Source organism: Deltaproteobacteria bacterium, assembly GCA_017302835.1.
Classification (GTDB): Bacteria; Bdellovibrionota; Bdellovibrionia; order Bdellovibrionales; family Bdellovibrionaceae; genus UBA2316.
In genome coordinates this window covers 260,907-285,548 of sequence record JAFLCC010000005.1, presented here as the reverse complement: position 1 = coordinate 285,548, position 24,642 = coordinate 260,907, and the positions used below count along the sequence as shown (strand labels likewise).

Genomic DNA, 24,642 nt, shown 5'->3' with positions numbered 1-24,642 from the left:
TATATGTGTGGAATATTTGGATTTATAAACAAGAACAATGAATCTGTTTCCCAAGAAGTTATTGAAAAATTAAGAAAATCTATTCACCACCGGGGCCCAGATGGGAATGGATATCACAAATTTAAAGATAATATTGTGTTTGGCAATGTTAGACTTGCTATTGTCGACAAGTCACAGGGGCATCAGCCGATTTTTGATAAAACCAATGACTGGGGAATTGTCTACAATGGTGAAGTTTATAACCATGAAGAGTTACGTTTTAAACTTGAGAAAAAGGGTTACACTTTTAAAACTCATTCAGACACTGAAGTAGTTTTATATCATTTTATTGAAAATGGGACGAGTGGAATTAAAGATTTAAATGGAATGTTTACTTTTTGCATATGGAATAATAAAACAGGCGATTTTTTTGTTGCGAGAGATAGGATGGGCATTAAGCCACTTTATATTTACGAGGATAATTCAAAATTAATTTTTTCTTCTGAACTTAAAACTATTTGTCGATTTGAAAATGTTAAAAAAGATCTGAATCCATTAGGTATTCAAGATATGTTATATTTTAGATATAACCCTTCGCCATATACTATTTATAAAAATGTAAGAAAATTAGATCCAGGTACGTATTTACATTTTAAAAATTCTAAACCGACACAATGGCCATTTTGGAACATCTCACAGCAAGTAAATATTAATAACGCTATTTCTGAAGCCGAATCTTTAGAAAAACTTTCTTTCCTTTTGGAAAAATCTGTTAAATCTCAATTAATGGGTGAAGTTCCCGTGGGCGTTTTATTAAGTGGAGGATTAGATTCTAGTACAATAAGTTATTACATTAACATGTTTGGTCAAAATCTAAAAACATTTAATATTGGTTTTCATGATGTAAACGAATTTGAATTTTCACGGGCCGTTGCTAAGAAGTTTGATCTACAACATATTGAAATAGAAACTTCAGTAAGAGAATTGATTGAAAATTATGATGATATTTTAGAGAGTATTGATGAGCCAATTGCGGATCCTGCATGTTTCCCATTATTTATACTAGCTAAAGAATTAAAAAAACATGTAACTGTTGTTTTATCGGGCGAAGGTGGGGATGAGCTTTTTGGTGGTTATAATCAGTATGTGAATATTTTAAAAAAATTTAATCAAGAGGGAACTCGTCAGCTTGATCAGTATAACGCTTTTATTGAGAACAGTTTTTATTACACTGATTTAAACAACTACATGAATACAAAAACGTTACCTAAAGATTATTTTAGATTTTACAAATATTATAATTCAGAGCCAGTGATGTCGATGAATGTTTATGATTTGGTTACTTGGATGCCTGATAATTTGATGATGAAGGCAGATAAAACATTAATGCATCATTCATTAGAAGGAAGATTCCCATTTTTAGACAATGATTTGTTAGATTTTTCATTTACTTTGCCAGAGAAGCTAAAGGTAAATAAGGATATGGTGACTAAGTACATTTTGAGAAAGCTTGTCGAGCCACACCTTCCTGAGTCAGTACTAACTCGCCCTAAAATGGGCTTCACTGTTCCTGTTGATCAATTATTAATTGGATTAAGAGAAAGGGTAGAGACCGCATTTGATACTAATAAATCTGAGTTAAATGAAATTGTAAATTATAAATATTTTAACGATCTAAAGAATAATTTTTATGAAAAGAAGGATCGTAGTCATACTCTAAAGATATGGAACTACTTTATTCTAAAAGAGAAAATAAATCAGTATTTGGTAGTTGGTTAATAAAAATTACAAAATTTGATAAATATTTAGTTTTTTTCCGATTTTAATCAAACTTAATTGTGAATTAATCGAAAGATCTACTTTTGTTGGCGCTATAACTATATCTGCACCAGTTAACTTAAAATTAAATGTTTTAATATTAATTCTAATATTTATAACATCAGGTTGTGGTGATTCTATAATATAGCTATCGTTAATTAGATTATTGTCAGGGATGTAAAGTAAATGCTGATATCTATTAGTAATATTTTTGAATTTATCTTCTGGATCAAGATTTTTCCATATTGTTTTTTGAGGATAGTAAAAAACTCCATTTGCGATAGGAAGTCCAGCTGATAATAATTCCATGGCTTCAATTTGTGAGTTTAAGACGAGTATTCTCATATTTTTTATTTTAGGCAGTACCTCAGCAGAAAGATTAATTCTAGAAGGGGTAATGATTAATGGATTGAATTTAAGGGTAATTAAAACCCCAGCTAATAAACTAGTTATAATAAATGCTTTTTCCATTTTTTTTAAAAAATAGTAAGACGTTAAAAAAGCAAAACTTAACATCCATAACCATGTTGAAAAATTTAAATTACCAGTAACGGCATTTGGTATTTTAAGTGTAATTAAAAATAATAAAAAAGTCCAACTAAGGCTCAAAATGATTACTTTCTTTTCAGAAAGAATAGAGCTCGTTCTTTTTGAATTTAGAATTATGGCGCAAAGGATGGTTGAAGCTAATCCAAGTGCTAAATCAGCCCTGTTTTCACTTACACGTCCCCATTGACTAATTTCAGAAATGAATAGATTTACTCCAATAAGTTGAAAAAATAAAATCCAAAAACAGAACAATACTAATACAACTTCAAGTAAAGAAGGTGTAATTCTTTTTATTAAATTTGAAATCATTAAAAATATTGCAATTGGATATAAGTATAGAAAAGATGCTGCTTCACTCTGATTTGAGCCTGCAAGTGTTTCATAGTACATTGTATGATGATTAATAAATCCTTTGAAAAGTTCCCAAATTGCTATGTTTCCACCTAGAATTGTAGAGCGTTGTCCTGGATATACCGTGGATTGAATCGCGTGGATTGCATGTTGTGCATCATTAAACCATGTAAGTAGAATGAATAGAGTAGTAATGATTCCTGTTAAAATTGAGATTGTTCTTGTTGTCGTAAATTTTTCCCATAATTTATCCCTGTAAAAAATAACGAATGTCATAAGTAAAAATAAATAACCTAATGAAACTTGCCATGGAGGATAGAGAATAAAAACAAAACCAGCGAATGAAATTCCTAGCGCAAGCCCCATTGCTATTTGAAGTTTCCATGATTTTTCATTAAAAATTTGGAAAAACAAAAAGAAGGTCGCAGCAGGAAATAGAACTGTATATGCAGGCCAGTATGACCAAGCCGTTACATAACCAGATAATATAAAAATAGCTGAAGTGGATAAGCCAATTCCCCATTTACCAGGTATTAGAATTTGCATCACACCCCAGAGGGCAAACAAAGCTCCAAAAATTGGAAACCACCAACTCCAAGCTAAAGCTCTGCGAAGATCAAAAATAAAAAAACCCCAAGTTGCAGGCTTTGCTATTGTTGAAATATGTGAGATTGGAACACCGGTCATTCCAACAATAAGCATATTTTGTCCATCAGGCCCAATATTTTTATTAACTATCGGGTATCTTGGTTCGTGCATAGATTGAGCAATGGACATAGGTGTTAATATTAGCCATTCATCTGATCTGATTGGCCTCTCTTTTCCAAGTAGTTTGATTGGATTAGATTCAATTAAATCATCCATATCTTTTAACCCCAAACCCATGGAGGATCCCGATACGCCAATCCCTACGAGTGTAAAAAAGATAGCTATAAGTAATATTGCCATAGTGTATGGTTTTTTTATCATAAAATTAAGTCCTTGGGATTTTTGTATTAGGTTGCAAAATTAAATTTTATCCTCTATTTTTTTTTGAATATTTCGTATGTAAAGCTTTTTTAGGTACGTTTGATGTATCATAATTAAAAAAAGAAAGTATTAATTGAACACCTAGAATTATTGGCATGGCGGCAAGCATCACTGTGCCACTCGAAGCAACTTTTCCGGTGTTATAAGAGTTATTCCATTCAGAATAGCCAAAGCAAGTTCCAAAGGAAAATAATAATAGTCCAACTGGTAATTCAATTGAAGCAATTGATAGATCTCTCAAATAGTAATTATAAAAAATTCTTTTGATAAAATTACGTGTGTGTTTAAAAATAAATTCACCAATAATTTTAGAAATTCTGAGGTTGCTAACCTCATCATCATATTTTGCTTCCATGGGGATATCAACAACAACGGCCTTTAGCGTGTTCAATCTAAACAACATATCAGTTTCAAAAAAATACCGTCGACTTATTTTATCAAATGGTAAAAGTTTTGCTACGTCTCTATGTATAGCAGTAAAGCCATTTGTTGGATCAAATAAATCCCAATATCCCGAAGAAACTTTAGTCATAAATGATAAAATAGCATTTCCAAATAACCGAGTCCATGGCATGTTTGTAATTGTTTCTAAATTAAAAAAACGATTTCCTTTTGTATAATCAGCTTCACCACAAAGGATTGGATTGATAAAATTTGGTATTAAAGTTGGATCCATCTGATTGTCGCCATCAATTTTAATAATTATGTCCATTCCTTCATTAATTGCGACTTTGTAACCTGTCATTACAGCACCGCCAACACCTTGATTTTCTTGATGGCGAACTATTACAACACGAGGATCATTACAGTTTTTCTTTACGTATTCACCTGTTGCATTTGGACAGCAGTCATCAACAATATAAATCCGACTAATTTCATTTCCAATCAACTGAATGACTTTAAGGATATGATTCTGTACTTTGTAGCTTGGAATAACTACTGCAAATTTTAAATTGATTATCTCCAAGTAGGACCTCACTTCTAATAATATAGATAACAATATTCAGTTATATTAGTACGCATTAATATGCGGATATATTAGATTATTTTTGTTATTTATGTAAAGTCATTAGTCAGGAAGAGTTTAATATACCAAATTAAAGATTTGAAATTTTTCGTCGCGCTAACTACTGTAAATAGTGTTGTTTTGCTAATATTTTGATTGAGCTTTCATAAAGCTATACTATAGATGTTTAACTATGTTATGATTAAAAGGCGTGCATTAGGAAGAGGATTGAATGGGTCATTATATTTGACGAAGTTGTGAATATGAAAAGGCACTTAATCCGGTTATAAATTTAAATAAAGCTCATTTATTATTGGATGAAGTAGCTCGTGAAAGTGGCTTAAAACAGTTGAGAATTAGAAACTTTATCTCAATATGAAATCAATAGTTACTTAATGAGCATGAAAAATTTGATATAATAGTTTTCAATGATGTTATTGAGAATAATCCAGATATTGACCAAGTTACCAGCCTTTGTCGCCAAAGAGTCTTCCATTTGAAAGCTCCTGAGACACCTGCTCAAACATAAATTCATCATTGACATTAGCAGGTGCAACGCCAGCTATTCACAGCTCTGGTATGGTTCCTGATACCAACTCACCGAGGCAGTGAATTTTGGTGGAATTAATTATTCATCCAACAGCGATTCTCGCATTTCAATCAGTTGCTTCACCTCAAGTAAGAAAATCAAATGGGGTATTTTTTGAAAAGTTAGATTTATTTCGCTTTGCCATTTTTGGTGTCGGTTTTGCCATTGCCTTATCTTTGATTTTTATTCTGAGAGATCCCATTAATCCTGATTTAAATTTAGCTCGAGGTAAAGTCATGGTCTTATTATCCTTTTGGAGCTGTTTACTTGTTATCTATTATACTCCTGATCCAATTGCCCTCTGTCTCTGCTGTTTTAAAGGTTGAAAGAATTCCATTCCCTATCTGGATCGAAACTCTAGCCATTGCAATAATCTTTTTGGCTTCACTATTTCTTTTTGATTTCATGACCAAAAAAAGAAGAATCTAGTTTTTATTTTCTGCTTTTAGCCTTGCTTTTGGAAAATCTCAAGACAATCGAGAAATGATTTCACATCAAACATATTTTTCTTAGATTCCATAAGTTTTTCATTTATTCCTAAGCCTAGGTTTAGTCGAAAACATCAAAAGGAGAAAGAAAGATGAAGAATGCATTTATAGTCATCGCTACAATATTATTGGGTGGTTCTGCCTTTGCTGGCAATTTGACGGTTCAAAAAGCGGCATCAAAACTTAAAGCTAATGATACAAGAACCATCATTAAGCAAGTCGAAAATACTGATGGAAATCCATGTCTGCCTGAAGGCAAATCTTATCAAGTTGAATTACAAGTTAAGCAGGCTTCATATGACCACGAAAAAAACAAAGTGGTTTATTCTTGGGAAACAGTCAAGGTAATCGGTGTAGATATAGCCGGAAGAGTGATGGAAGTCTGTGCCGAATAAATTCCGGTAATCCAATTTTGTGTTTTGGGACTTTTAAAACTAAATTGGTGGAAATCAGAAGTTGATTCTAAGGGGTTTCGCCTGAATGCTTCCAATGAGTTATCATAAAAATCTTTCGTGGCCTGTCTGTTAGGAAATTTAAATTCATACCGAACAGGACTCCAAAATAGAGAATTATTTTGATTTTTCAAAATTCTAGCTTGAGTGATTTGTAGAAAAAACTCAGCACTCAGGTAAGAGAGCTGAATTTGTTTATCCTGTGAAGAAATAACCAATTCACTAAAATGTTCCAGGTGAGATTGCAGCCAATCCAAAGTTTTGAAAAAAATATCCGACAGATTTAAAAAAACCATTGGCTGAAATGCTATCTGTAGATCTTTTAAACCTTGATCTACCTTCGTAAGTTGAACACTCATTCCTGATTCTGGGTTAACGGGATGATAACACCCACATTGAATTTCGATTGGAATTTGGATCTTCATACCTGATTGATCAGTGCTCCAACCAAGATAACTTGGATGAAAATCAAAACTGCCCACAAAAGAACGGTAAAAAACTAATTTTTGAGACTCGGCAGGGGTCATTTATTTTCCCTTTGTTTCAAAGTCTTAGAGCGCACTTGAAGAGTCTTGATCGAGGCCGCAGGAGGGAGGCGACTGAGGCTTGGCACAGCCAAGTCGCAGGGAGTCCGACCGACGAGAACGAAGAGTTAAGACTTTTCAAGCGCGCTCTTATTGATAGATAATCGGATTGATATTAATCTTTCCCACTTTTCTGAGAGACTGAATCCAGTCCTCTTGCAATTGAGATCCCTTTTGTTGTGCCAAGTTCATGACTTCCTTTTTTAAATCGAGAGTCGAGGTTTCCACCTTTGTTTCCTTTAGGTAAACAATATATTTTGCCCCTTTTAAATAAGTGATACTCGATGAAAGTTTTTTGGCAGGAGATAATTGGAAGACCGCAGACTTGAGCTCTTTTTCTGAGAGCTTGGGGATCTGAGTGGCATCTAAATTAAAAAATCCCGTTTCATCCCAATGGGCATTTAACACATTCATCGCTTGGGTAAGGACATTTAAATCATTTTTCTTTAAGGCTTCCTCTATCTGCTTTAATTGAGTGTCAAAAATATCTCGTGAAATTAATTCTGAAGCTATTTTGGTTTTGACACTATCAAAAACAGCTTTGACTAAAGGCACTTTCCCATTGACTTTGATAATTTGATAACTGCTAAAACCTTTGATGGGTGAAGAGACTTCACCCACAGGCAGAGAGAAAGCAACTTGTTCCATGCCAGGATCTTTTTCTCCCTTCGCAAAAAATCCTAAATCCCCTTTTTTATTTTTACTCCCAAGATCCTCTGAGTAGGTTTGGGCCAATTTGCCAAAATCCTCAGCTTTCACCTTCTCGGATATTAATTTAATTTTATCGTCAGCGACTTTTAGTGAAGCTGCGTCTCCAGGTTTAAAGTTCACTACAATAACCTGGGCAGATATTTTTTCTGGAGTGTCATACTGGTTTTTATTTGCTTCGAAATAGGAAGTGGCCCTTTTAACAAACTCCTCCTGACTTAAATTTTTTTGAATCTCACTAGCCGCAACCACCATCTTTTTGCTTAATTCCTCTTTATCCAGTTTTACAAATTGGACATTCCATTGAGTGCTTTTTAGTTCCTTGATCAAGTTCAATTCATACAAAGACGGTTTTACACTGGTCTCAAAAATTTCTTTGGTACGAAGAGCTTGGACTTGTTTCTTTATGGATTTTTCGAATTGTGTCGGCGTTAAATTATTAGCTTCCAGCAACTGAAAGTAGTGTGAAGCTTGAAAAAAACCTTCTTTTTTAAACTCTGGGATCTCTTTAATCTTTTCTAAGATCTCTTTATCTGAAACCAGTACACCCTCCTCCTCGGCCCCTTGGGAAAGGAGTTCATTCTGAATTAAGGATTCAATAGCCTGTCTTCTTATCATTTTGTGGCGCTCTGGGTCGAAAGTAAAGGGCTGACCAAACATTTGCGCATAATACTCTTGCATTTTTTGAATGCGGGATTCTTCCTGGGAAAAATCTTTGAGGGAAATAAAAATCTTATTTACCTGGGCGGCACTAGCTCCCCCGCTGAGATCATTTTTGGGGAGACCAAAAAAGACAAAAACAATCATAATGGGAACAGCAAACAAAATGGTTCCGATGACTTTTTTTGTTCGATCTTTAGAAGCAAGAATCTCCTTAATGTGATCCACAAAATTTAAGGCCTTTGGATGGGTCTTAGGAGCCGCGTGATGTCTTCTGGTATCTTTTGTCATGTCTTCCTCATTTGGTGTTAAATCTTTGAGTTCCATTAATATGACCCTTTTTTTTTATTCTTTTCAAGACAAAATTGCAGATTATATCTTGCCCCGAACGCCATCTTCACTTTAATATTTTAAAAGGCAGGGAAAATTGAATTTCGTAAATTTAAATCTAAAAAAAATTATTTTTTTCGCTTTTGTGTTTATCTTACCTCTTATCACTATCAACATAGAACAAAGACCTGATCAATCGAGTTGGTTCAATCAACCATTCAGCTGGTTTGCGGGAAGCATGGAAAAATTTTTCTTTGACTACAGCAAAGGTATTAAAGACTCGACAGCTAGATACTTAAATCTTTTAAATATCAAAAAAGATAATAATGCCCTCAAAGAACAAAACAAAGAGTTACAAACTCAGCTATTGAAATTCAATGAGGTGGTGGCAGAAAACAACCGCCTCAAGGACCTCCTCAATTTTAAACAAAATTCTAAAATGAATTTATTGTCGGCACAGGTTATCGCCAGAGATTTAGTGCCTGATCATAACACCGTCACGATTAACAAAGGTACCGATGAAGGCATCTTGCCAGGTCAAGCGGTGATGACTTTATCTGGGGCTCTTGGTTACATTTACAAACCCTCTAAGAAAACAGCGCATGTTTTATTAGTCACAGATCGCTATGCCGTTATCGATGGAATCATTCAACGTAGCCGTGCTCAAGGAATTGTTGAAGGAAAAGGGGGCTCTGGGGGAGGAGCCGTCTTAAAATATGTCGAACGCACTGAAGATGTGAAACCAGGCGATCTTGTTGTTACGGGTGGCTTAGACAATATTTTCCCAAAGGGATTCCCTCTTGCAATTGTGGAAACCACGGAAAAAAAACAAATAAGTGTTTCCCTAAAGGTGGATCTTAAGCCCATCGTTGATCCTGATAAAGTTGAAGAAGTTTTTGTTGTTCTCAATGCTGCTAATCAAGATTTATCTGAATTACTTAAAACGGAGACCGCTAATTGAAAAAAAATAATAAAATATTTTTTCATGGTCTTTTGTTTCTCTTTTTTACTTTTTTACTTTGCACTTTTCAAAGCGTTATTTGGTTTCAGTTGTTCGGTAACTTAACTTCTCCTTTTTTAAGTTTCGTTCTTTTTGTTTACTTTGGATTAGACAAAGACTCTTGGAAATCATTATTATTTTGTTATAGCATCGTCTATATCTATTCTCTTTTTACCTACACCTCTATTGGAATGCTCTATTTTAGTTCGATGATCACCTTTCTCTTTTTGTTTATAGTGAAAAATAGAGTCTATTGGCCTGGACCCATTTATTTTACAATAATGACTTCGAGCAGTTTGTTTTTATTCCATCTTTCTTATATTTTATCATCCCTCGCTTTTGAATCTAGACACACGCCCCTTTTGCTTGGTTCCCGATTTTTGCAACTGGTTTGGACGTCCATAGTCGCTTACTTTTCTTATCATCTTATAAAAAAAATAGACATTTCCTTTAAACCGGAAATCTTAGCGGATATTCACAGAGATAGCCACGGAGATACGCATGGCTGAATATGTTAACAATCCAGATGAAGCCAAAGAGTATTGGGGTCGATATAAATATTTTTATTTTCTTATTTCTTTGACCTTTGTTACTTATATGTTTCGATTATGGTACCTCCAAATTATTTCTGGCTCTGAGTTAAGAGACTTTTCAGAGAAAAATAGAATCAAACAAATTAAAATTCCCGCACCTCGTGGTTTGATTTTGGATCGCCAGGGGAAAGTTCTGATTCAAAATCTTCCTGGTTTTGAAGTTATTTTATCACCACAGTATATTTCGAATCTTGAAGACCTCGCAAAAAATGTAGGGCCACTGATCAATCTGGAGCCTGAAAAAATTATTATCAAAGTGCAAAGAAGCCGTAAGGTGAATGGCCCTTTTTCAATTGTGAAGCTTAAGGAGAATCTAAGTCGTGAAGAAGTCTTTCGATTAAAAAGAATTAACCTCGATACTCCTGGGTTAGAAATCAGAGAAACTATCTTAAGACATTATCCACTAGAAAAAAATGGAGCTCAGTTATTTGGCTACGTCAGTGAAATCTCTAAAAAACAATTACCCCTACTCAATGAACTCTATCGCGGGCTCTTGAAATTTGAACAAGGAGATATCATTGGAAAAAGTGGAATTGAAGAAAATCTTGAAAAAGATATTCGAGGAACCGATGGCATTAGCTTTATTCAAGTGGATGCCCATGGCAGAGAAACCAGCTTAAAAAATCCAAACATATTGGGCGAAAAAATTACAGACCAAGATGCTATTCATGGGAATAATGCCGTTCTGACCATTGATAGAGATATTCAAGATGCCGCCTATAAGTCTTTTAAAAAACTAGATCGCATTGGTTCCCTGGTGGCAATAAAATCAGATGGCCAAGTTCTTGCCTGGCTTTCTGAACCCGCATTCAACCCCAATGAATTCGCAGCAGCAATCTCTGCCCAAACCTGGAACCATCTAATCAATGATCCGTTTAAACCTATGAGAAATAAAGTGATCCAGGATCATCACTCCCCGGGATCTACCTTTAAACCCCTTGTGGCCTTAGCCGCCCTTGAAGAAAAAAAAATAACAGACACACAAATAATTTATGCCCCAGGAGTTTTTTATTTTGGCAAAAGACCCTATCACGATCATCAAAAAGGCGGGCATGGAAATATTAATATTTACGATGCTATCGAGAGAAGCTCGAATGTATTTTTTTATCAAATGGGAATTCGCTTAGGTATTGAAAAAATGTACGACTACATTTCTCTTCTTGGCATTGGGCAAAAAACAGGAATTGAATTAGCCCGTGAAGTTCCCGGCAATATGCCCAATTCTCTTTGGAAAAAACAAAATCGAGGCGAGGAATGGCAAGAAGGTGAAAATCTGAGTACGGCCATTGGCCAAGGCTTCGTCAACACGACCTTGTTACAAATGACCCTCGCTTACAACACCATTGGATTAAAAGGAAAAGTTTATCGACCTTATGTTATTCAAAAAGTGGTCGATCAAGAAGGAAAGGTCTTAAAAGAAACTTTTCCTCAACTTGTCAGAGATCTTACAAAGGTACAAGCTAATGGCGTTAAAATTTCAGAAAAAACTTTTGATATCGTTCGCGAAGGCATGCGAAGGGTCGCTAATGGGGACCGTGGCACCGCTCGATTCTGGAAAATTCCTGGAGTGCAAATGGCTGGAAAAACAGGAACTTCCCAAGTTATGGGTTTTTCTGCTGATCAAATTTATTCTAATTGCACTTCGAAACCGATTCATATGCGCCATCATGGTTGGTTTATTGCCTTTGCTCCTGTTGAAAATCCCGAGATCGCCGTGGGAGTTTTGGCTGAACATTCTTGTCATGGCAGCACAGGGGCGGCTCCAATTGTTCGAGATGTCATCCAAGCTTATTTTGAAAAATACCATCCAGATATAATTGCTGAAGGGCTCAAATCTCAAAAAGTTAAAAGTGTTAAAGCCCTCACCCCCTCGCCAGAACCAGAGGCCATCGATGAGTGATCGTTGGATGGCAGATGAGTCGTCGGCGGATAAATAAAAAGGATTAAATGTGGAATTATCAGTTTCCTATGAAGAAAAGACATTATTTAAACGATTGGACTGGAACTTAATTCTGGTCATTTTCGCACTTAACATCATTGGCTTAATTAATTTATACAGCGCCACCCATGGGCCTAACTCCAAAGAATCCGAATCCTTATTTATTAATCAAATTGTTTGGTTAATCTCTGGCTGGAGTATCTTTTTCATTGCGACGTTGATCGATTATGGAGTGGTCAGAAAAATTTGTTTTTTTATCTATTTCGTAAATCTGTTAGCTATTTTTTACGTGGACTTTTTTGGTAAAATTGCCTTAGGAGCCCAGCGCTGGATTGACTTTGGCTTTTTTAGGTACCAGCCGTCCGAAACAATGAAGTTAGCGATGATTATGGTTTTGGGAAAAGTGCTTTCTTCAAGAAATTCCTATGGAAAGGGAATGGGGTTCAAAGAACTCTTTGGACCCTTAGTTCTTTTGATAGTTCCTTTTATTCTGATAATGAAACAACCCGATCTGGGGACCGCCATGATGGTAACGGCCATCAGCTTGACGATGATTCTATTTACCCGTGTTAGAAAACACATTCTGATAAGTGGCTTGATTCTTATTTCTATTTCTCTTCCTTTGGCTTGGAAGTTTGTTCTCCATGACTATCAGAAAAATAGGATTTTAACTTTTCTTTCTCCAGAGAATGATCCCAGAAAAACAGGCTATAATGCTTTACAATCAAAATATGCTGTGGGATCAGGGCAATTTTTTGGCAAGGGTTTTCGCAAGGGAACCCAGTCTCAACTCGAGTTCTTACCTGAACGGCATACTGATTTTATTTATTCCGTTTTAAGCGAAGAACATGGATTTATTGGTGCGGTAACAACTATTGGATTATTTTGTATTTTATTTTTTCTGATTCTCAGAATTGCCTATCAATCGAGGGATAAATTCGGCGCCATGATTTGTATAGGAATCCTCAGTTATATTTTCTGGCATATGTTTGTGAATATGGGAATGGTTATTGGATTGCTCCCTATCGTAGGAGTCCCATTGCCTTTGTTGTCCTATGGGGGCTCTAGCATGCTCACCACCATGGCTGGATTAGGCTTAGTGTCCAGCATTGCCTTTAGAAGATATCTTTTCTAGGACTTCCGTGGCAGCTACAAATTCTCTGTCTCAAACCAGCGTTCTTACTTTATGCTGGTTTCGATTTTATTTAGAGTTTCACCTTGAAGGTTTCTCAGCTCAAAACGAATTCTCTTTTTTTGCCAATCAATCAGGGCAAGTCCAAAATTTTCAGTTTTAACGAGTGGCCCTAGGTAAGTGGGATCCGATTCCTCATAAACCTTGGGCCTATTTAACGAACTTGAAGTGACTTCGAATAAGGGACCCCACCCATTGATATCCATCTTAGAAATAGAGCCCTGATGACGATCTCCGCTCAAAATAAATAAATTTTTGGCATGGGTTCTTTTTAATAGGCTAATAAATCTTTCTTTTTCCTTAGGAAAATTAGCCCATTTCTCGAAGCCTTGATTTTCTGGAATAAATTGAATACTTGAAACCACGAGTCTTAGATTCGCAGGCTTCAAAAGTTGCCGCTCCAGCCATTGCCATTGCTCCTCCCCTAAAATGGTGACTCCTTTATCCTCGTTGGGAAGATAATTTTTTCCCGTTGCCTGAGCCTCCATGGCTGGCTTTAATGGCGAACGGAACCACCGAGTATCCAACAAGATAACTTGGACGATCGGAGATTTCTTTCGAACCCCACCAAGTGTTTTGGCATAATAAATACCACCTTGATTCAACTTAAGAGAATCTCTGACATAGGCCCACTGATTTAAAAAATCCTTTTTAGCTTCTTCCTTCTCGGGGTTTTCGGCCCCTCCATTATTTAATCCATAATCATGATCATCCCAAGTGGCCAAAAAAGGAATTTTTTCCCTAAAAGATCGAAACTCTTTAATTTGATTCAACTTCTCGTATTGCGCTGAAATAGGCTTTGTTTCAGGATTTGAAGCGTAAACATTATCTCCCATAAATAAAAATAAATCCGGATTGGTTTTCGAAATAACTTCCCAAATGGGTTGGGGAAAATCCTGATGGGCACAGGAACCGAAAGCAATCACTGAAGGGGCATTGGCAAAATCCAAACCTCTAGGAATAAGATCATTAGATTTTGGTGGCTTATACAAAAACTTTGCAGAAACATTTCCTTGAGCCGCCACCGTTGGAGCTGTTGATGTCTTTTCTGCTTTTGATTCTTCAGAGGGCTTAGATAAAGGCCCTGCACAAGCTGATAAAATAACTGAAAACAGAACAACAACAACCCACTTGGGACGACTCATTTGATTCATTTAATCCTCTATTTTCGTTCTGAAATAGGCATGACATGTCTTTGTTCTGGGCCAATATATTCGCTCAAGGGTCTTATAATTCGATTATGTGCCGCTTGCTCCATGATATGAGCTGACCATCCAACAGTTCTTGCCATAACGAAAATGGGTGTGAAGAAATCTATTTCAAATCCCATCATGTAATAGGCAGGTCCCGCAGGAAAATCCAGATTTGGATATATTTTTTTCTTTTCAATCATCACTTTCTCTAGTGAATTATACATTTTCATCCATTTTTGATCGCCAATCACGTCGGCCATCACTTGAGTGTATTTCTTCATCGTCGGAACTCGAGAATCACCTTTTTTATACACCCGATGACCAAAACCCATTACTTTTTTCTTTGCCGCCAAAGCCTCTAATAACCACGACTCTGCCTTTGCGGGATCGCCAATTTCCATCATCATGTGCATCACTTGCTCGTTAGCTCCACCATGAAGCGGGCCCTTCAAAGCACCAATACCGGCAACCGTTGCCGAATAGAGATCGCTCTCTGTCGAGGTGACCACCCTCGTTGTAAAGGTAGAGGCATTGAAAGAATGTTCTGCATAAAGAATCAAAGAAACGTCAAAAGCTTTGATAATTTCTTTCTGAGGAATTTTACCAAAACACATATTAAAAAAGTTTTCACTGATAGAAAGATCTTTACTTGGAGGGATAAAATCCAAATTATTTTTAAACCGGTAATCAGCAGCCACCATGGTAGGAATCTTGGCTAACAACTGAATCGCTTTATCCACATTGGTAGCGGGGCTGGAGTCCCAAACTCTTTCATCCTCACAACCTAGCAAGCTCACTCCCGTTCTAATGGAATCCATGGGATGACATTTCTTAGAAAGAATTTTTACAATATTTAAATTATCTTTTGAAATCTCACGATAAGATCTTTCGAGTTTTTCAAAGTTTGCCAATGAAACAGCTGTTGGAAGTTCTCCGTGATATAATAAATAAGCCACTTCTTCAAAGCGACAGTTTTCCGCCAATTCCTGAGCCGGGTAACCACGATAAATCAACGTATTCGTATCCGAATTCACCTTGGATACACTCGAAGTGTCAATGACAGAACCCTCAAGTCCTTTTTTGGTATTTACTTTTTCTGGTTCTGGAATATAATCTGGATTTAAATAGTTATCTTGTTGTACTGACATTTCGCCTCCTCATAAAAATCATATTTTAAAATTAAAAATTCCTTGGTCGAACTGATTGTATTCTTCATATCGAGTCAAATCATAGAGTTCTTTTCTTGTTTGCATCTCTGGAACTACTTTCTCTAGATTACCTTCTTGTCTTAAAGAATCAAGCCCTCTTTCAACAGCCTTCATAGCAAGTCTTAAAGTTGAAACTGGATAAATCACGATATTAAAACCCAAATCAGTTAGTTGTTTTTTCGTTAATAATTTAGACTTACCAAACTCAGTCATATTTGCAAGCAACGGCACCGAAATGGCCTTCCTAAATTTTTCAAATTCTTTTTCATCAACTAGGGCCTCAGGAAAAATAGCTTCTGCACCAGCATCCACATAGGCCTTGGCTCTAGTGATTGCGGCATCGATTCCTTCCGAAGCTTTTGCATCGGTTCGAGCCATAATTAAAAAATCAGGATCTAACTTTTTCCCAAGCACTGCGGCCCTGATTTTCTTTGTCATTTCTTCCCTTGAAACTAGGGCCTTATTATCTAAATGCCCACAGCGTTTTGGATTCAATTGATCTTCCATATGAACAGCACAGATTCCCATTTCAATCATTTCTTGTACCGTTCGGGTGACATTCATCGGCTCACCAAAACCCGTGTCAATATCAATAAGACTTGGAAGAGATGTAGCCCTCGCAATTTGACGACCGCGATAGGCCACTTCGGAAAGAGTTGTTAGCCCAATATCTGGATAACCTAGGTCATTAGATAAAACAGAACCCGAAATATAAACTCCATCAAATTTTTTTCTTTCAATAAGCATGGCAGTTAAAGGAGAAAATGCACCCGGGAACTCCAGTAAATTTCCTGTTTGAAGCTGCTGCCGAAATTTTTTTCTTTTCTCTGAAGATGTTATTTCTGGAAACAACATCTTAAAAAATTCCCTTCGTGTCTCTTTTATTATTTATCAATTTCTCTATGGGAATCTGAACATTTAATTCTTGAACTTGTTCCAGCGTCAGGTCCGTCAGATTTTCACAAAGAGAGATAAATCGATTTCTCTCTTCCTTAGTAATAATCTCAGAGGTCAAAATATCAAATTTACGAATATAATCAGCTCGCTTAAATGGTTTAGCTCCGGCCGGATGAGCATTCGCAACTCCCAATTCATCAATGACTGAGGTCCCATTGCGGAAAAGGATTTCGACTCGACCGCCAAAACGTTTTTTATCAGGATCTTGAAAATGGTAAGCCTCGGTCCATTTTGGATCTTCAACGGTTCTGATTTTATGCCATAACTTAACGGTATCAGCTCTGTTCGCACGCTCTGGAGAGTAGGACTGAACATGATGCCAGCTTCCATCCTGAAGAGCCACTGCAAAAATATACATGATAGAATGATCTAGGGTTTCTCTAGAAGCTTTAGGATCCATTTTTTGTGGATCATTGGCCCCAGTCCCAATAACATAATGGGTATGATGGGACGTATGAATGATGATTTCTTTTATATCATCGAAATTCGATATTTTGCTTCTCATACGGCAAGCTAAATCGATCAAAGCTTGGGATTGATATTCCGCTGAATGCTCCTTGGTATAGGTTTCCAAAATAGCTCTTTTCTCTTCTCCCATTTCAGGCAATGGGACTTCATATTTTCCATCCTTGCCATCCAGCATGTAGGCAATGACTGAATCCTCCCCTTCATAAATGGGTGAAGGAGCCCCTTCTCCTCTCATGCAACGATCAACCGCTTCAATGGATAATTTTCCTGCATGGGCCGGGGCATAGGCCTTCCATGAAGAAATCTCTCCCTTTCGAGATTGGCGTGTTGAAAAAGAAACGTGCACGGCTTGCTGAATGGCCTGATAAACGACCTCTGTGGGCAAATTCAGCATGGCTCCAACACCCGCTGCTGAGGCCGGGCACAAATGAGCGATATGATCTTTTTTATGCTTATGAAGACAAATGCCTTTTACCAAATTAACATGCATTTCATAACCCGTGACAATCCCTCGAAGTAAATCTTTGCCACTCTGACCCAACTGTTGAGCCACAGCTAAAATGGGAGGGATATTGTCCCCAGGATGAGAATAATCAGCAGCCAAAAAGGTATCATGATAATCTAATTCTCTGACCGCGGTTCCGTTGGCCCAGGCTGCCCACTCACAGGAAAATTTTTGGTCGTTGGGCATTCCAAAAACAGTGGCACCACCAAAAGCTCTGCCTTCCCCTGTGCCCTTTTGCTTGCCGACCCAGGGATGAGCCAAAGCCATAGCCCTTGCCGAGGCCACAGGTCTTCGGTTTGCTGCCGCTATGGCCACCGAGGCGTTATCTATAATTCTGTTAATCACCATCTCTGTAACCTCTGAAGAGATAGCTACCTTATCTGTTGCTAGTTCTGCCATTTTCCAGGCTAATTGATCTTTTCTTTCAAGCTTTTCTTTAGAGGGATAAACTCTTACTAAATTTTTTCTCATAAATTGACCTTTTCTGTTAAAACGATTTAGCCTAGCTTGGAGCTCCAGATCAGGTCAATAGGTATTTAGAACGTAAGTTTCATTTTTGGAGCGAGTTTGAAAGGTCTTAATCAAGGCCGCAGGAGGGAGACGACTGAGGCTTGGCACCGCCAAGTCGCAGGGAGTCCGACCGACGAGAACGATGATTTAAGACCTTTCAAACTCGCTCTGAGCAAAAAAAAAGCTCTGATACAAATCAGAGCTTTTTACACTTAGCCCATTGGGGGCCCCGTTTCAGGATGGTCAGTTAATTCTAACAACTCCTGTTTTACCTTTAGTTTAATAACATTTTTAACAATGATATATCTCACTTACAAACCTCCTTGAAAAATTGTTATTAGCCATTTTTCTTTGAGGCACTTCAGATATCCGGTCGACTAGCCATCGACACTCCCTTCATTCTTTCCTTGTTTGAGTACTCTGTTTTGGCCTTCTCTTTCTTCCTGCGCGCTTGGATCTTCTTTAAAACCTATCGGCAATTTACTCCTGGGCTTTAGTCTTTTCTTTATACTTTTTTTAAAATTATATCGCATTGTCCGTTATAGCAACTGAACCCTGTATAGAGCCTAATCCAGTCATTGTATCATAGAAGAACGATTGACTATTCAGCTGCAAATCAAAAGAATTTAAATCCAGTTTCATTCCTGAGAAGTCAACTGATGACGAATTACCTGAAACACCTGCAGTTCGCCTCAATTCAAGATTCTTTATATTGATCCTATCAGCGGTATTTACAGCGATGTCTCCACTTCCTGAAGCCGACATCACAACTCTATCCAATTCGTACGCATCAGGAGTGAGTCCTTTGTCCAATATGAAACTATCAGTTTGAATGGAAACCGCCGAACTTTGAAGATTCACGGGATTGGCACCAGAAAACTCTAATATCAAAGCTACCAAATTTGATTCTACCTTATAAGCAGAAATCATCCCCAAATTATTTGTAAACATGAGTTTGCTAAACGGCTGGGTAGATAAGATGCGATAGACAGCTGAAGAACTTGAATTATTCTGAAATTCAACTGTAGCCATATTGTGATTAAAAATTCCTTGCACTTTTAAAGCGTAGCTAAGTGTCGGCATTTTTTGGGTGTTAAATATCAGCTTCTTTGTTCTGCCAATTTGACTTGGAGCTGTAAACATTGCTCCAGCTGCAATTCGAAGAGATTGCAACTGCAAGTTATTTGTTGATAATAAGTCCTCTGTCAGCTCAGCCGTACCTTCTAAGTAAAGGGGAGGTATTTGACAATCAGGATGGGTGACTCTGTAATGTGAAAGTGTGTTATCAATGTGAACAGGAACGGTCCATCCTCGACTCTGACCTGAACAATACAAATCCCCAGCTAACGTTATTTTTGAGGTTGTTGAATAGAAATCCAGCTGAGGGAAAGAGCCTCCAAAATCTCTTCCTGCCAAATCCAGAATTCCAGTAACAACTAAATTATCAGACTTCAATTTCCAACTTCCACCGTCGGTATCCATCTTTAAATTATTTAATTCCAAACCATCTGGGGCATCAAAAATCGTATAATCCCCTGATGATCCATTTGGATCCGCAAAGACAAGGGTTCCGTTATTATGAAAAAAATTATTTTTATCAATAATTTTTGCAATTGTTGAGAGATGAGGATTGTCCTTGCTATTAAGAATAAAATCAGAGCCTAAAGGAGCGTAAAACACACCGCCCAGTAGTTCATATTTAAATGTAACCTCTAATCTACCTGTGGATATATTCAAATTAAACTGTCCACCTGTTTGCTTAAAAAAAGATTTAGACCTCGCCAAATCACCGGCGCCCGGACCATGGATATTTCCAACAGAGAAAGCGTGTCCACTTTGATCAAAGAAATTATCTTTTAAATAAAATGAATGAACCTGACTTGGTGCTGTTAACTGTGGAGAACAATTGTTTGGTCCCAACCAACTCGCCGTCGGAGACGTACATAAATTATCAATCATGATTTTAGTACTAAAGCTAGGAGGCAAATTCGCCCCCTGACATCCAGTGAATAACCCGACACTCCCGCACCAGTTGTAAGGATTATTAAAATCATTATCTACCATGCCTGCCCAAGAATAGGGCATCACAATATGATACTGAATGGTATAAATTCCTGAGACATTATTAAATTGATCCGCGAATTTGTAAGTCGCCGAAAAAATTCCTGACAAGTTTCCATCTGCATAGTTACCAGGCCTCATTTCAATTTTTTGTGAAATGTCATTGAGTTCATGAACCCCGTTAATAGAAATAGGAGTAGAAATACTTACGGGTGTGACGGTAAAAGGGGCTCCCTCTGGAACATCATCAATAATCGAACTATAATCGATTTGCGTGGCTATGGAATTATCAAAACTAGACATAATATAAAGTTTGGAAGCTCCTGTTCTCAATTTTGGTGGCTCTTTGGTTTGAAAATTAAAACTTTTAGAAACGGTAAAGCCTGACGCATCTGTGGCAATCAAAGTTGCCTGGTAAGACTTTGCCATACTCAAACTACAGGTGGTCAGATGATGCTCCACATCTGATCCAAGAATGGAACCCTCACTGCACATAAAAATATCGTACAAGGCCGTTTCTGAATTATATTCGTTGATGAGTATTTCAAAATGGTCGACATTTGTGGCGGCTGTCCAATTTAGAAAAAAACTATTGAAACTTTCATTTAACTTAGCACTCGATGAAGGCCCGCTAGTCTTTGAAACTCCATTAATATCGAAATTTCCAATAGTTAAACGTGTCACCTGTCCTGAATTTTCTTCCCTAAAATTTCCAGCTCTGTCACTATGCCTAACCTTAAATTGAAATAAATTTTGAGAGAGCCTAGATGATAAGTTAAAAACTAAAGACCACGTCCCGCTAGTGCAAACAGTATCTTGAGAAATTCCTGAAATAAGCTCAGAAACTGACACCTTTTCATTCGTTTCGGAACAAAGCCCTGCCAGAGCTAAATTTGGCTGATTTGTGGCCATTGAACCGGAAGCCAGGAGACTCAATGTTGGGCTTTGAGTGTCTTTTTGAATCATCAATTTTTCAACAAAAGTATCACCAAAAATATATTTTGATTCAACTGAAACTTCAATGATGCCATCAGCAACTTCTGATAAATCTAAGTTTTTTGAAAATTGACCATTGAGACATTCGAGATCCAAAACTAAAGGAGTAGTGATCCTAAATTTAGCACTGGATGAGGCCTCGCAGGTTCCAGAGATATTCATTTTAGATTTATTTTCGATATTCAAAAAGCTAACATCTGATTTTATTTTGAAGGAACTTGAAAGCTTTTCTTTCGAAAAATCAAAATCAAATACCGGAGACGCGGGAGTACACCCGTTAATAAGAAAAAGAATCCCGAGCCAAAAAACAGAGATCTTTATAAAATTAGTATTTCCCATAACACCCTCTTACATGCAAGTTAGATGAATACCTATACCCACCTAGACTATCGGCCAGTAGGACGAATTAGTTGAGCCAAAGAGGTAAGAAATCATATTTCGTTCATGTTTCATTATGGGAATCAGAATAAAATAGCAGACTTACACTTGTTTAAATATTAATTTGAATTTTAAAATAGAAATAAGATGTCTCATTATTTAATACACGGATATTGAAATCTCCGGTTTCCTCATCCATGGTTTTAGCGGCATTAGCATGCCCCGTAACGGCTGTCAGCTCTTTAGAAAAAGCATAACCGATTTCCTGAGCCGTGATGTACTCGTTTGCAAAGTCTTCATTATATTTAATTTTATTTATAAACTTAAATTGTACTGTCGCTGTTATCTGACGCCAGCTGTAGGCAAAAATATTATTACTTACAGAATATAAATTAACATTTGATTCCGCTTTGGTTGTTTCCTCTGATTCTTGGAATGCCTTTAGCAAACTCAGCGAGCTTGAAAAAGAAAATGCAGGAATTTTCAAAAACTCTGAGTCCATGATAATTCCATATCCCACACCGAGAGCTCCATATTGTTTGTTTTCTTCGCGACTTAACTTTGATAAACCCACCGTGCTCGTCAAAAAAGATCTACCTTTAATTGCAGGAAAAATATTTTTCGGGATCGTAGAAAGATTGATGACTGGGTCGTCCCAATCGGCTTGATCTGAATTTAAGTCACTTTTCAAATAGTTAAGAATCGAAATTAATTTAAATTTTTTAGTTTCGTAACTAGGAGTCAATGTCACTTCTGAAATTTGATCAGGATCTTTCCCCTCAGTAAGTTGATACTGATAATACCTGGTTGCTTCAGAAGTCAGACTCCATGTTTTTGCAGTCATCACCATTTTATTTTTTGGCATAGAAAAGCAGGAAAAGCCCTGCAAAAACAGAAATAAATACAGAATAAGTTTCACACTTGTTAAAAATCTTACGTATTTTATATCCATGCGTCTCTCCGTTGTGACCAATGAAACGATTCCCATAATTTCTATTAAAGACTCGTCCCTAGCAGATAGGAAGATAAACAACTATTTTCCCTTGGAAGAAAAAATTGACGACCTTCTGCTGATTGTAAAATATACTTTTTTCTTAAAACATCAAAACTTCTATAGGTTTCTTTATCATTTTTCATAGCCTGAAATAATCCTTGCTTGGATTTCTCTGAAGCATTTATCTGATCAAGCATTGTAAATAAAACGATAGAAACCTCATCTTTTTTTTGAGTTTCTCTTTGCTCTAGCAGAGTGAGGGTTTCTTCAATTACCGTTTTTACGTCGTCCGGATTGACGGCTCGATCCAACTCCCATAGCGTAAACAAAACAAACCATTTCTCTAACAATTGAAATGATTTTCCATAGTATTTATCGTTCAGCTCTTTCGTTAATTTTTCAGTTGAAACAAACTTTTCTACTGAAACCAATTTGGTTATTTCGATTAGCCAAATCAAGTACTCTTCACTGAAGGTCAATCCTTTATCAATACCCTTTTGAATCGTTTTAAAAATGGACTTAAGTTGATAAACATTAAGAGTGTTATCTGCTATTTTTAGTTTGTTTCTGTGATGAGAATAATACGAGAAAAGACTTTGATGCAAAGATTGAGCTTTTAAAACACTTACAATTCTGTTGACTCGATCAGGCCTTGCAATCCCTTCATTATCTAATTCATTTGTGAGTGGCAAAATTGCAGATTGTGCCAAATCATACCCTTCGGGATCATTTTTGAACACAGTTCTGGTGATATCTATCACGGTTTCTAATTTCCACGGAACTCCTTCATATAAATACGATTTTGTTGGGCTCATTGTTTCTATTGCCGAAGAAAACGATCCATCTCCGGTAATCAATGGCGAAAAAGTAGATTCTGAAATAAGCGCATGAGCTAACTCCCATGGGTGTTTTCCAATGGGAACAAGAATGCAATTTTCTTTAATTTGTACAGAACCACTCCCTTTAAAAACAATCACGGTTTTACGATCTGGAATATCTTTAGAAATTTTCTCTACTGCTTGAATATAATCTTCTGTTAATTGAGGATCTCCCGCGTAAGCAAATGCTAAATTAATTTCTGACAAATTCAGATGGAAAGTCTTAGGAGGCGATGTCCGTTGATTTGAATCTAGCTGATTTGAATTTTTCTGGATGATAGGTGATAAAAATTCTTCAACATATTTTTTATTTTTCTCAGAGTGTAGTCCATCATTATGACTATCAAAACCGTAAACACCAAACCCCAATGGGCCCGCATTTAATTTTACAATCATAGGTTTGGTGTTAAAAATAGTATGACTGTAGGACTCAGAAGCCTGCAGGTATTCTCCAAAAGAAATCTGCATTTCCGCACTCTTAACAACTAAATTCGAGAAAGGGTTATTGTTTGCCGAATACTGCAAGCCCAAATCGGCGTAAGGAATGTGAGATGTCAGCTTGATAACCTCGTTTCTTTGTCTTAATGAAAGATTGTTAGGATCTGCGAAGGTCAATTCTTGCGGAACGGAGACAAAGTAAATTTCGACACCTTTATAATATTGCGCTTCTTTTACATCTGGATTTAAATAGACATCCCCGTTTTCATTTTTCAGAACTTCTGGAATAAAGCTTCTTACCTTATTCACATTTTTTCTTTTATCATCATCATTTAGAGTAACGATAAGTCTCACTTGAATTTGGGGGTACATTTTTTTAAATTCCAATGCCATTATGACATTCGACATCACATCGCCCCAGCCTCCTGTATTTTCGTTCTCTTTAATTTTAATTGAATGCAAATATTGAGGAGTGATCGTGAGCGGAATTCCTGAAACAATATTAATAGATTTTGGCAACTCTGGGCTCGATAAAGAGGACATCGCTTCGGCAGATAGGAATAGGACTACAAATATAAATTTTTTATAAACACTCATAAATATCCTATTCTTCGGAAATTCAAATAAACCTTAATTATTTGAAGCCCTATGAATATAGACCTTTCACGTTTCAAAAACCACTGTAGTGATTTAAACAAAGTGACTAAAATTGTCTGGTTGAACCAGACAGTTTCAGCCCTCCCTGTTACATTCAGGGTATTTATCCGTAATATTCAGGTGCTATATAGG

18 protein-coding genes are annotated in these 24,642 nt (G+C 36.7%); 7 read left to right on the top strand and 11 right to left on the bottom strand.

From position 1 onward, the window contains the following. The first annotated feature begins 3 nt into the window (after positions 1-3). Positions 4-1,758 carry an asparagine synthase (glutamine-hydrolyzing) gene (gene asnB, locus J0M15_07820; GenBank protein ID MBN8536947.1) on the top strand — a complete coding sequence of 585 codons (1,755 nt, stop codon included), beginning with the start codon at positions 4-6 and terminating at the stop codon, positions 1,756-1,758. A 6-nt stretch (positions 1,759-1,764) separates the two neighbouring features. Here asnB and J0M15_07815 read toward each other — a convergent pair whose 3' ends face one another. Together J0M15_07815 and J0M15_07810 are read right to left on the bottom strand one after the other, a co-directional pair. After that, positions 1,765-3,666 (bottom strand): hypothetical protein, encoded by a 1,902-nt coding sequence (locus J0M15_07815; GenBank protein ID MBN8536946.1) that lies wholly within the window; start codon positions 3,664-3,666, stop codon positions 1,765-1,767. A 46-nt stretch (positions 3,667-3,712) separates the two neighbouring features. Continuing rightward, positions 3,713-4,693, bottom strand: coding sequence for a glycosyltransferase family 2 protein (locus tag J0M15_07810; protein ID MBN8536945.1), 981 nt, complete (start codon positions 4,691-4,693; stop codon positions 3,713-3,715). 657 nt (positions 4,694-5,350) lie between these two features. Between J0M15_07810 and J0M15_07805 the strand changes: the two genes are divergently transcribed. Together J0M15_07805 and J0M15_07800 are read left to right on the top strand one after the other, a co-directional pair. Next, complete coding sequence (locus J0M15_07805; protein ID MBN8536944.1) at positions 5,351-5,647, top strand: hypothetical protein; 297 nt, start codon at positions 5,351-5,353, stop codon at positions 5,645-5,647. A gap of 254 nt (positions 5,648-5,901) precedes the next feature. After that, the gene (locus tag J0M15_07800) at positions 5,902-6,204 is read left to right on the top strand and encodes a hypothetical protein (GenBank protein MBN8536943.1); all 303 of its coding nucleotides are present in this window, start codon (positions 5,902-5,904) and stop codon (positions 6,202-6,204) included. Here the strand turns inward: J0M15_07800 and J0M15_07795 are convergent. Then, the gene (locus J0M15_07795; GenBank protein ID MBN8536942.1) at positions 6,132-6,788 is read right to left on the bottom strand and encodes a hypothetical protein; all 657 of its coding nucleotides are present in this window, start codon (positions 6,786-6,788) and stop codon (positions 6,132-6,134) included. The two genes, J0M15_07800 and J0M15_07795, sit on opposite strands and share 73 nt — an antisense overlap. Positions 6,789-6,935: 147 nt before the next feature. Continuing rightward, the gene (locus J0M15_07790; GenBank protein MBN8536941.1) at positions 6,936-8,540 is read right to left on the bottom strand and encodes a SurA N-terminal domain-containing protein; all 1,605 of its coding nucleotides are present in this window, start codon (positions 8,538-8,540) and stop codon (positions 6,936-6,938) included. A 100-nt stretch (positions 8,541-8,640) separates the two neighbouring features. Between J0M15_07790 and mreC the strand changes: the two genes are divergently transcribed. Genes mreC through rodA form a run of 4 tightly spaced genes read left to right on the top strand, consistent with a single transcriptional unit; the run spans position 8,641 to position 13,210 of the window. Next, positions 8,641-9,504 carry a rod shape-determining protein MreC gene (mreC, locus tag J0M15_07785; GenBank protein MBN8536940.1) on the top strand — a complete coding sequence of 288 codons (864 nt, stop codon included), beginning with the start codon at positions 8,641-8,643 and terminating at the stop codon, positions 9,502-9,504. Continuing rightward, a complete protein-coding gene (locus J0M15_07780) occupies positions 9,501-10,052 on the top strand; it encodes a hypothetical protein (protein MBN8536939.1) in 552 nt (183 codons plus the stop codon). The genes mreC and J0M15_07780 overlap by 4 nt, the downstream gene beginning before the upstream one ends. Further along, positions 10,045-12,036: a penicillin-binding protein 2 gene (mrdA, locus tag J0M15_07775; protein ID MBN8536938.1), complete on the top strand. Its 1,992-nt coding sequence runs from the start codon at positions 10,045-10,047 to the stop codon at positions 12,034-12,036. Before J0M15_07780 ends, mrdA begins: the two co-directional genes overlap by 8 nt. A 49-nt stretch (positions 12,037-12,085) precedes the next feature. Next, the gene (gene rodA, locus J0M15_07770) at positions 12,086-13,210 is read left to right on the top strand and encodes a rod shape-determining protein RodA (GenBank protein ID MBN8536937.1); all 1,125 of its coding nucleotides are present in this window, start codon (positions 12,086-12,088) and stop codon (positions 13,208-13,210) included. 44 nt (positions 13,211-13,254) lie between these two features. Here the strand turns inward: rodA and J0M15_07765 are convergent, their stop codons facing one another. The 7 genes from J0M15_07765 to J0M15_07735 form a co-directional block, all read right to left on the bottom strand. Beyond that, on the bottom strand, positions 13,255-14,421 hold the full coding sequence (locus J0M15_07765; protein MBN8536936.1) for an alkaline phosphatase family protein: 1,167 nt from the start codon (positions 14,419-14,421) through the stop codon (positions 13,255-13,257). A gap of 8 nt (positions 14,422-14,429) precedes the next feature. Continuing rightward, positions 14,430-15,608, bottom strand: a complete 1,179-nt coding sequence (locus J0M15_07760) for a bifunctional 2-methylcitrate synthase/citrate synthase (GenBank protein ID MBN8536935.1) — start codon at positions 15,606-15,608, stop codon at positions 14,430-14,432. Positions 15,609-15,626: 18 nt separating this feature from the next. After that, positions 15,627-16,523 carry a methylisocitrate lyase gene (gene prpB / locus J0M15_07755; protein MBN8536934.1) on the bottom strand — a complete coding sequence of 299 codons (897 nt, stop codon included), beginning with the start codon at positions 16,521-16,523 and terminating at the stop codon, positions 15,627-15,629. A gap of 1 nt (position 16,524) precedes the next feature. After that, positions 16,525-18,069 (bottom strand): MmgE/PrpD family protein, encoded by a 1,545-nt coding sequence (locus J0M15_07750; GenBank protein ID MBN8536933.1) that lies wholly within the window; start codon positions 18,067-18,069, stop codon positions 16,525-16,527. Between the two features lie 561 nt (positions 18,070-18,630). Next, on the bottom strand, positions 18,631-21,504 hold the full coding sequence (locus tag J0M15_07745; GenBank protein ID MBN8536932.1) for a hypothetical protein: 2,874 nt from the start codon (positions 21,502-21,504) through the stop codon (positions 18,631-18,633). A 151-nt stretch (positions 21,505-21,655) separates the two neighbouring features. After that, positions 21,656-22,495, bottom strand: a complete 840-nt coding sequence (locus J0M15_07740; GenBank protein MBN8536931.1) for a hypothetical protein — start codon at positions 22,493-22,495, stop codon at positions 21,656-21,658. Positions 22,496-22,539: 44 nt separating this feature from the next. Continuing rightward, positions 22,540-24,450 carry a hypothetical protein gene (locus J0M15_07735; protein ID MBN8536930.1) on the bottom strand — a complete coding sequence of 637 codons (1,911 nt, stop codon included), beginning with the start codon at positions 24,448-24,450 and terminating at the stop codon, positions 22,540-22,542. Positions 24,451-24,642 lie beyond the last annotated feature (192 nt).

Bases quoted from the DNA above. Each gene is read 5' to 3' on its own strand.
- asnB (MBN8536947.1), top strand. From the start codon at position 4: ATGTGTGGAATATTTGGATTTATAAACAAGAACAATGAATCTGTTTCC.
- J0M15_07815 (MBN8536946.1), bottom strand. From the start codon at position 3,666: ATGATAAAAAAACCATACACTATGGCAATATTACTTATAGCTATCTTT.
- J0M15_07800 (MBN8536943.1), top strand. From the start codon at position 5,902: ATGAAGAATGCATTTATAGTCATCGCTACAATATTATTGGGTGGTTCT.
- J0M15_07795 (MBN8536942.1), bottom strand. From the start codon at position 6,788: ATGACCCCTGCCGAGTCTCAAAAATTAGTTTTTTACCGTTCTTTTGTG.
- J0M15_07790 (MBN8536941.1), bottom strand. From the start codon at position 8,540: ATGGAACTCAAAGATTTAACACCAAATGAGGAAGACATGACAAAAGAT.
- mrdA (MBN8536938.1), top strand. From the start codon at position 10,045: ATGGCTGAATATGTTAACAATCCAGATGAAGCCAAAGAGTATTGGGGT.
- J0M15_07765 (MBN8536936.1), bottom strand. From the start codon at position 14,421: ATGAATCAAATGAGTCGTCCCAAGTGGGTTGTTGTTGTTCTGTTTTCA.
- J0M15_07760 (MBN8536935.1), bottom strand. From the start codon at position 15,608: ATGTCAGTACAACAAGATAACTATTTAAATCCAGATTATATTCCAGAA.
- prpB (MBN8536934.1), bottom strand. From the start codon at position 16,523: ATGTTGTTTCCAGAAATAACATCTTCAGAGAAAAGAAAAAAATTTCGG.
- J0M15_07750 (MBN8536933.1), bottom strand. From the start codon at position 18,069: ATGAGAAAAAATTTAGTAAGAGTTTATCCCTCTAAAGAAAAGCTTGAA.
- J0M15_07745 (MBN8536932.1), bottom strand. From the start codon at position 21,504: ATGGGAAATACTAATTTTATAAAGATCTCTGTTTTTTGGCTCGGGATT.
- J0M15_07740 (MBN8536931.1), bottom strand. From the start codon at position 22,495: ATGGATATAAAATACGTAAGATTTTTAACAAGTGTGAAACTTATTCTG.
- J0M15_07735 (MBN8536930.1), bottom strand. From the start codon at position 24,450: ATGAGTGTTTATAAAAAATTTATATTTGTAGTCCTATTCCTATCTGCC.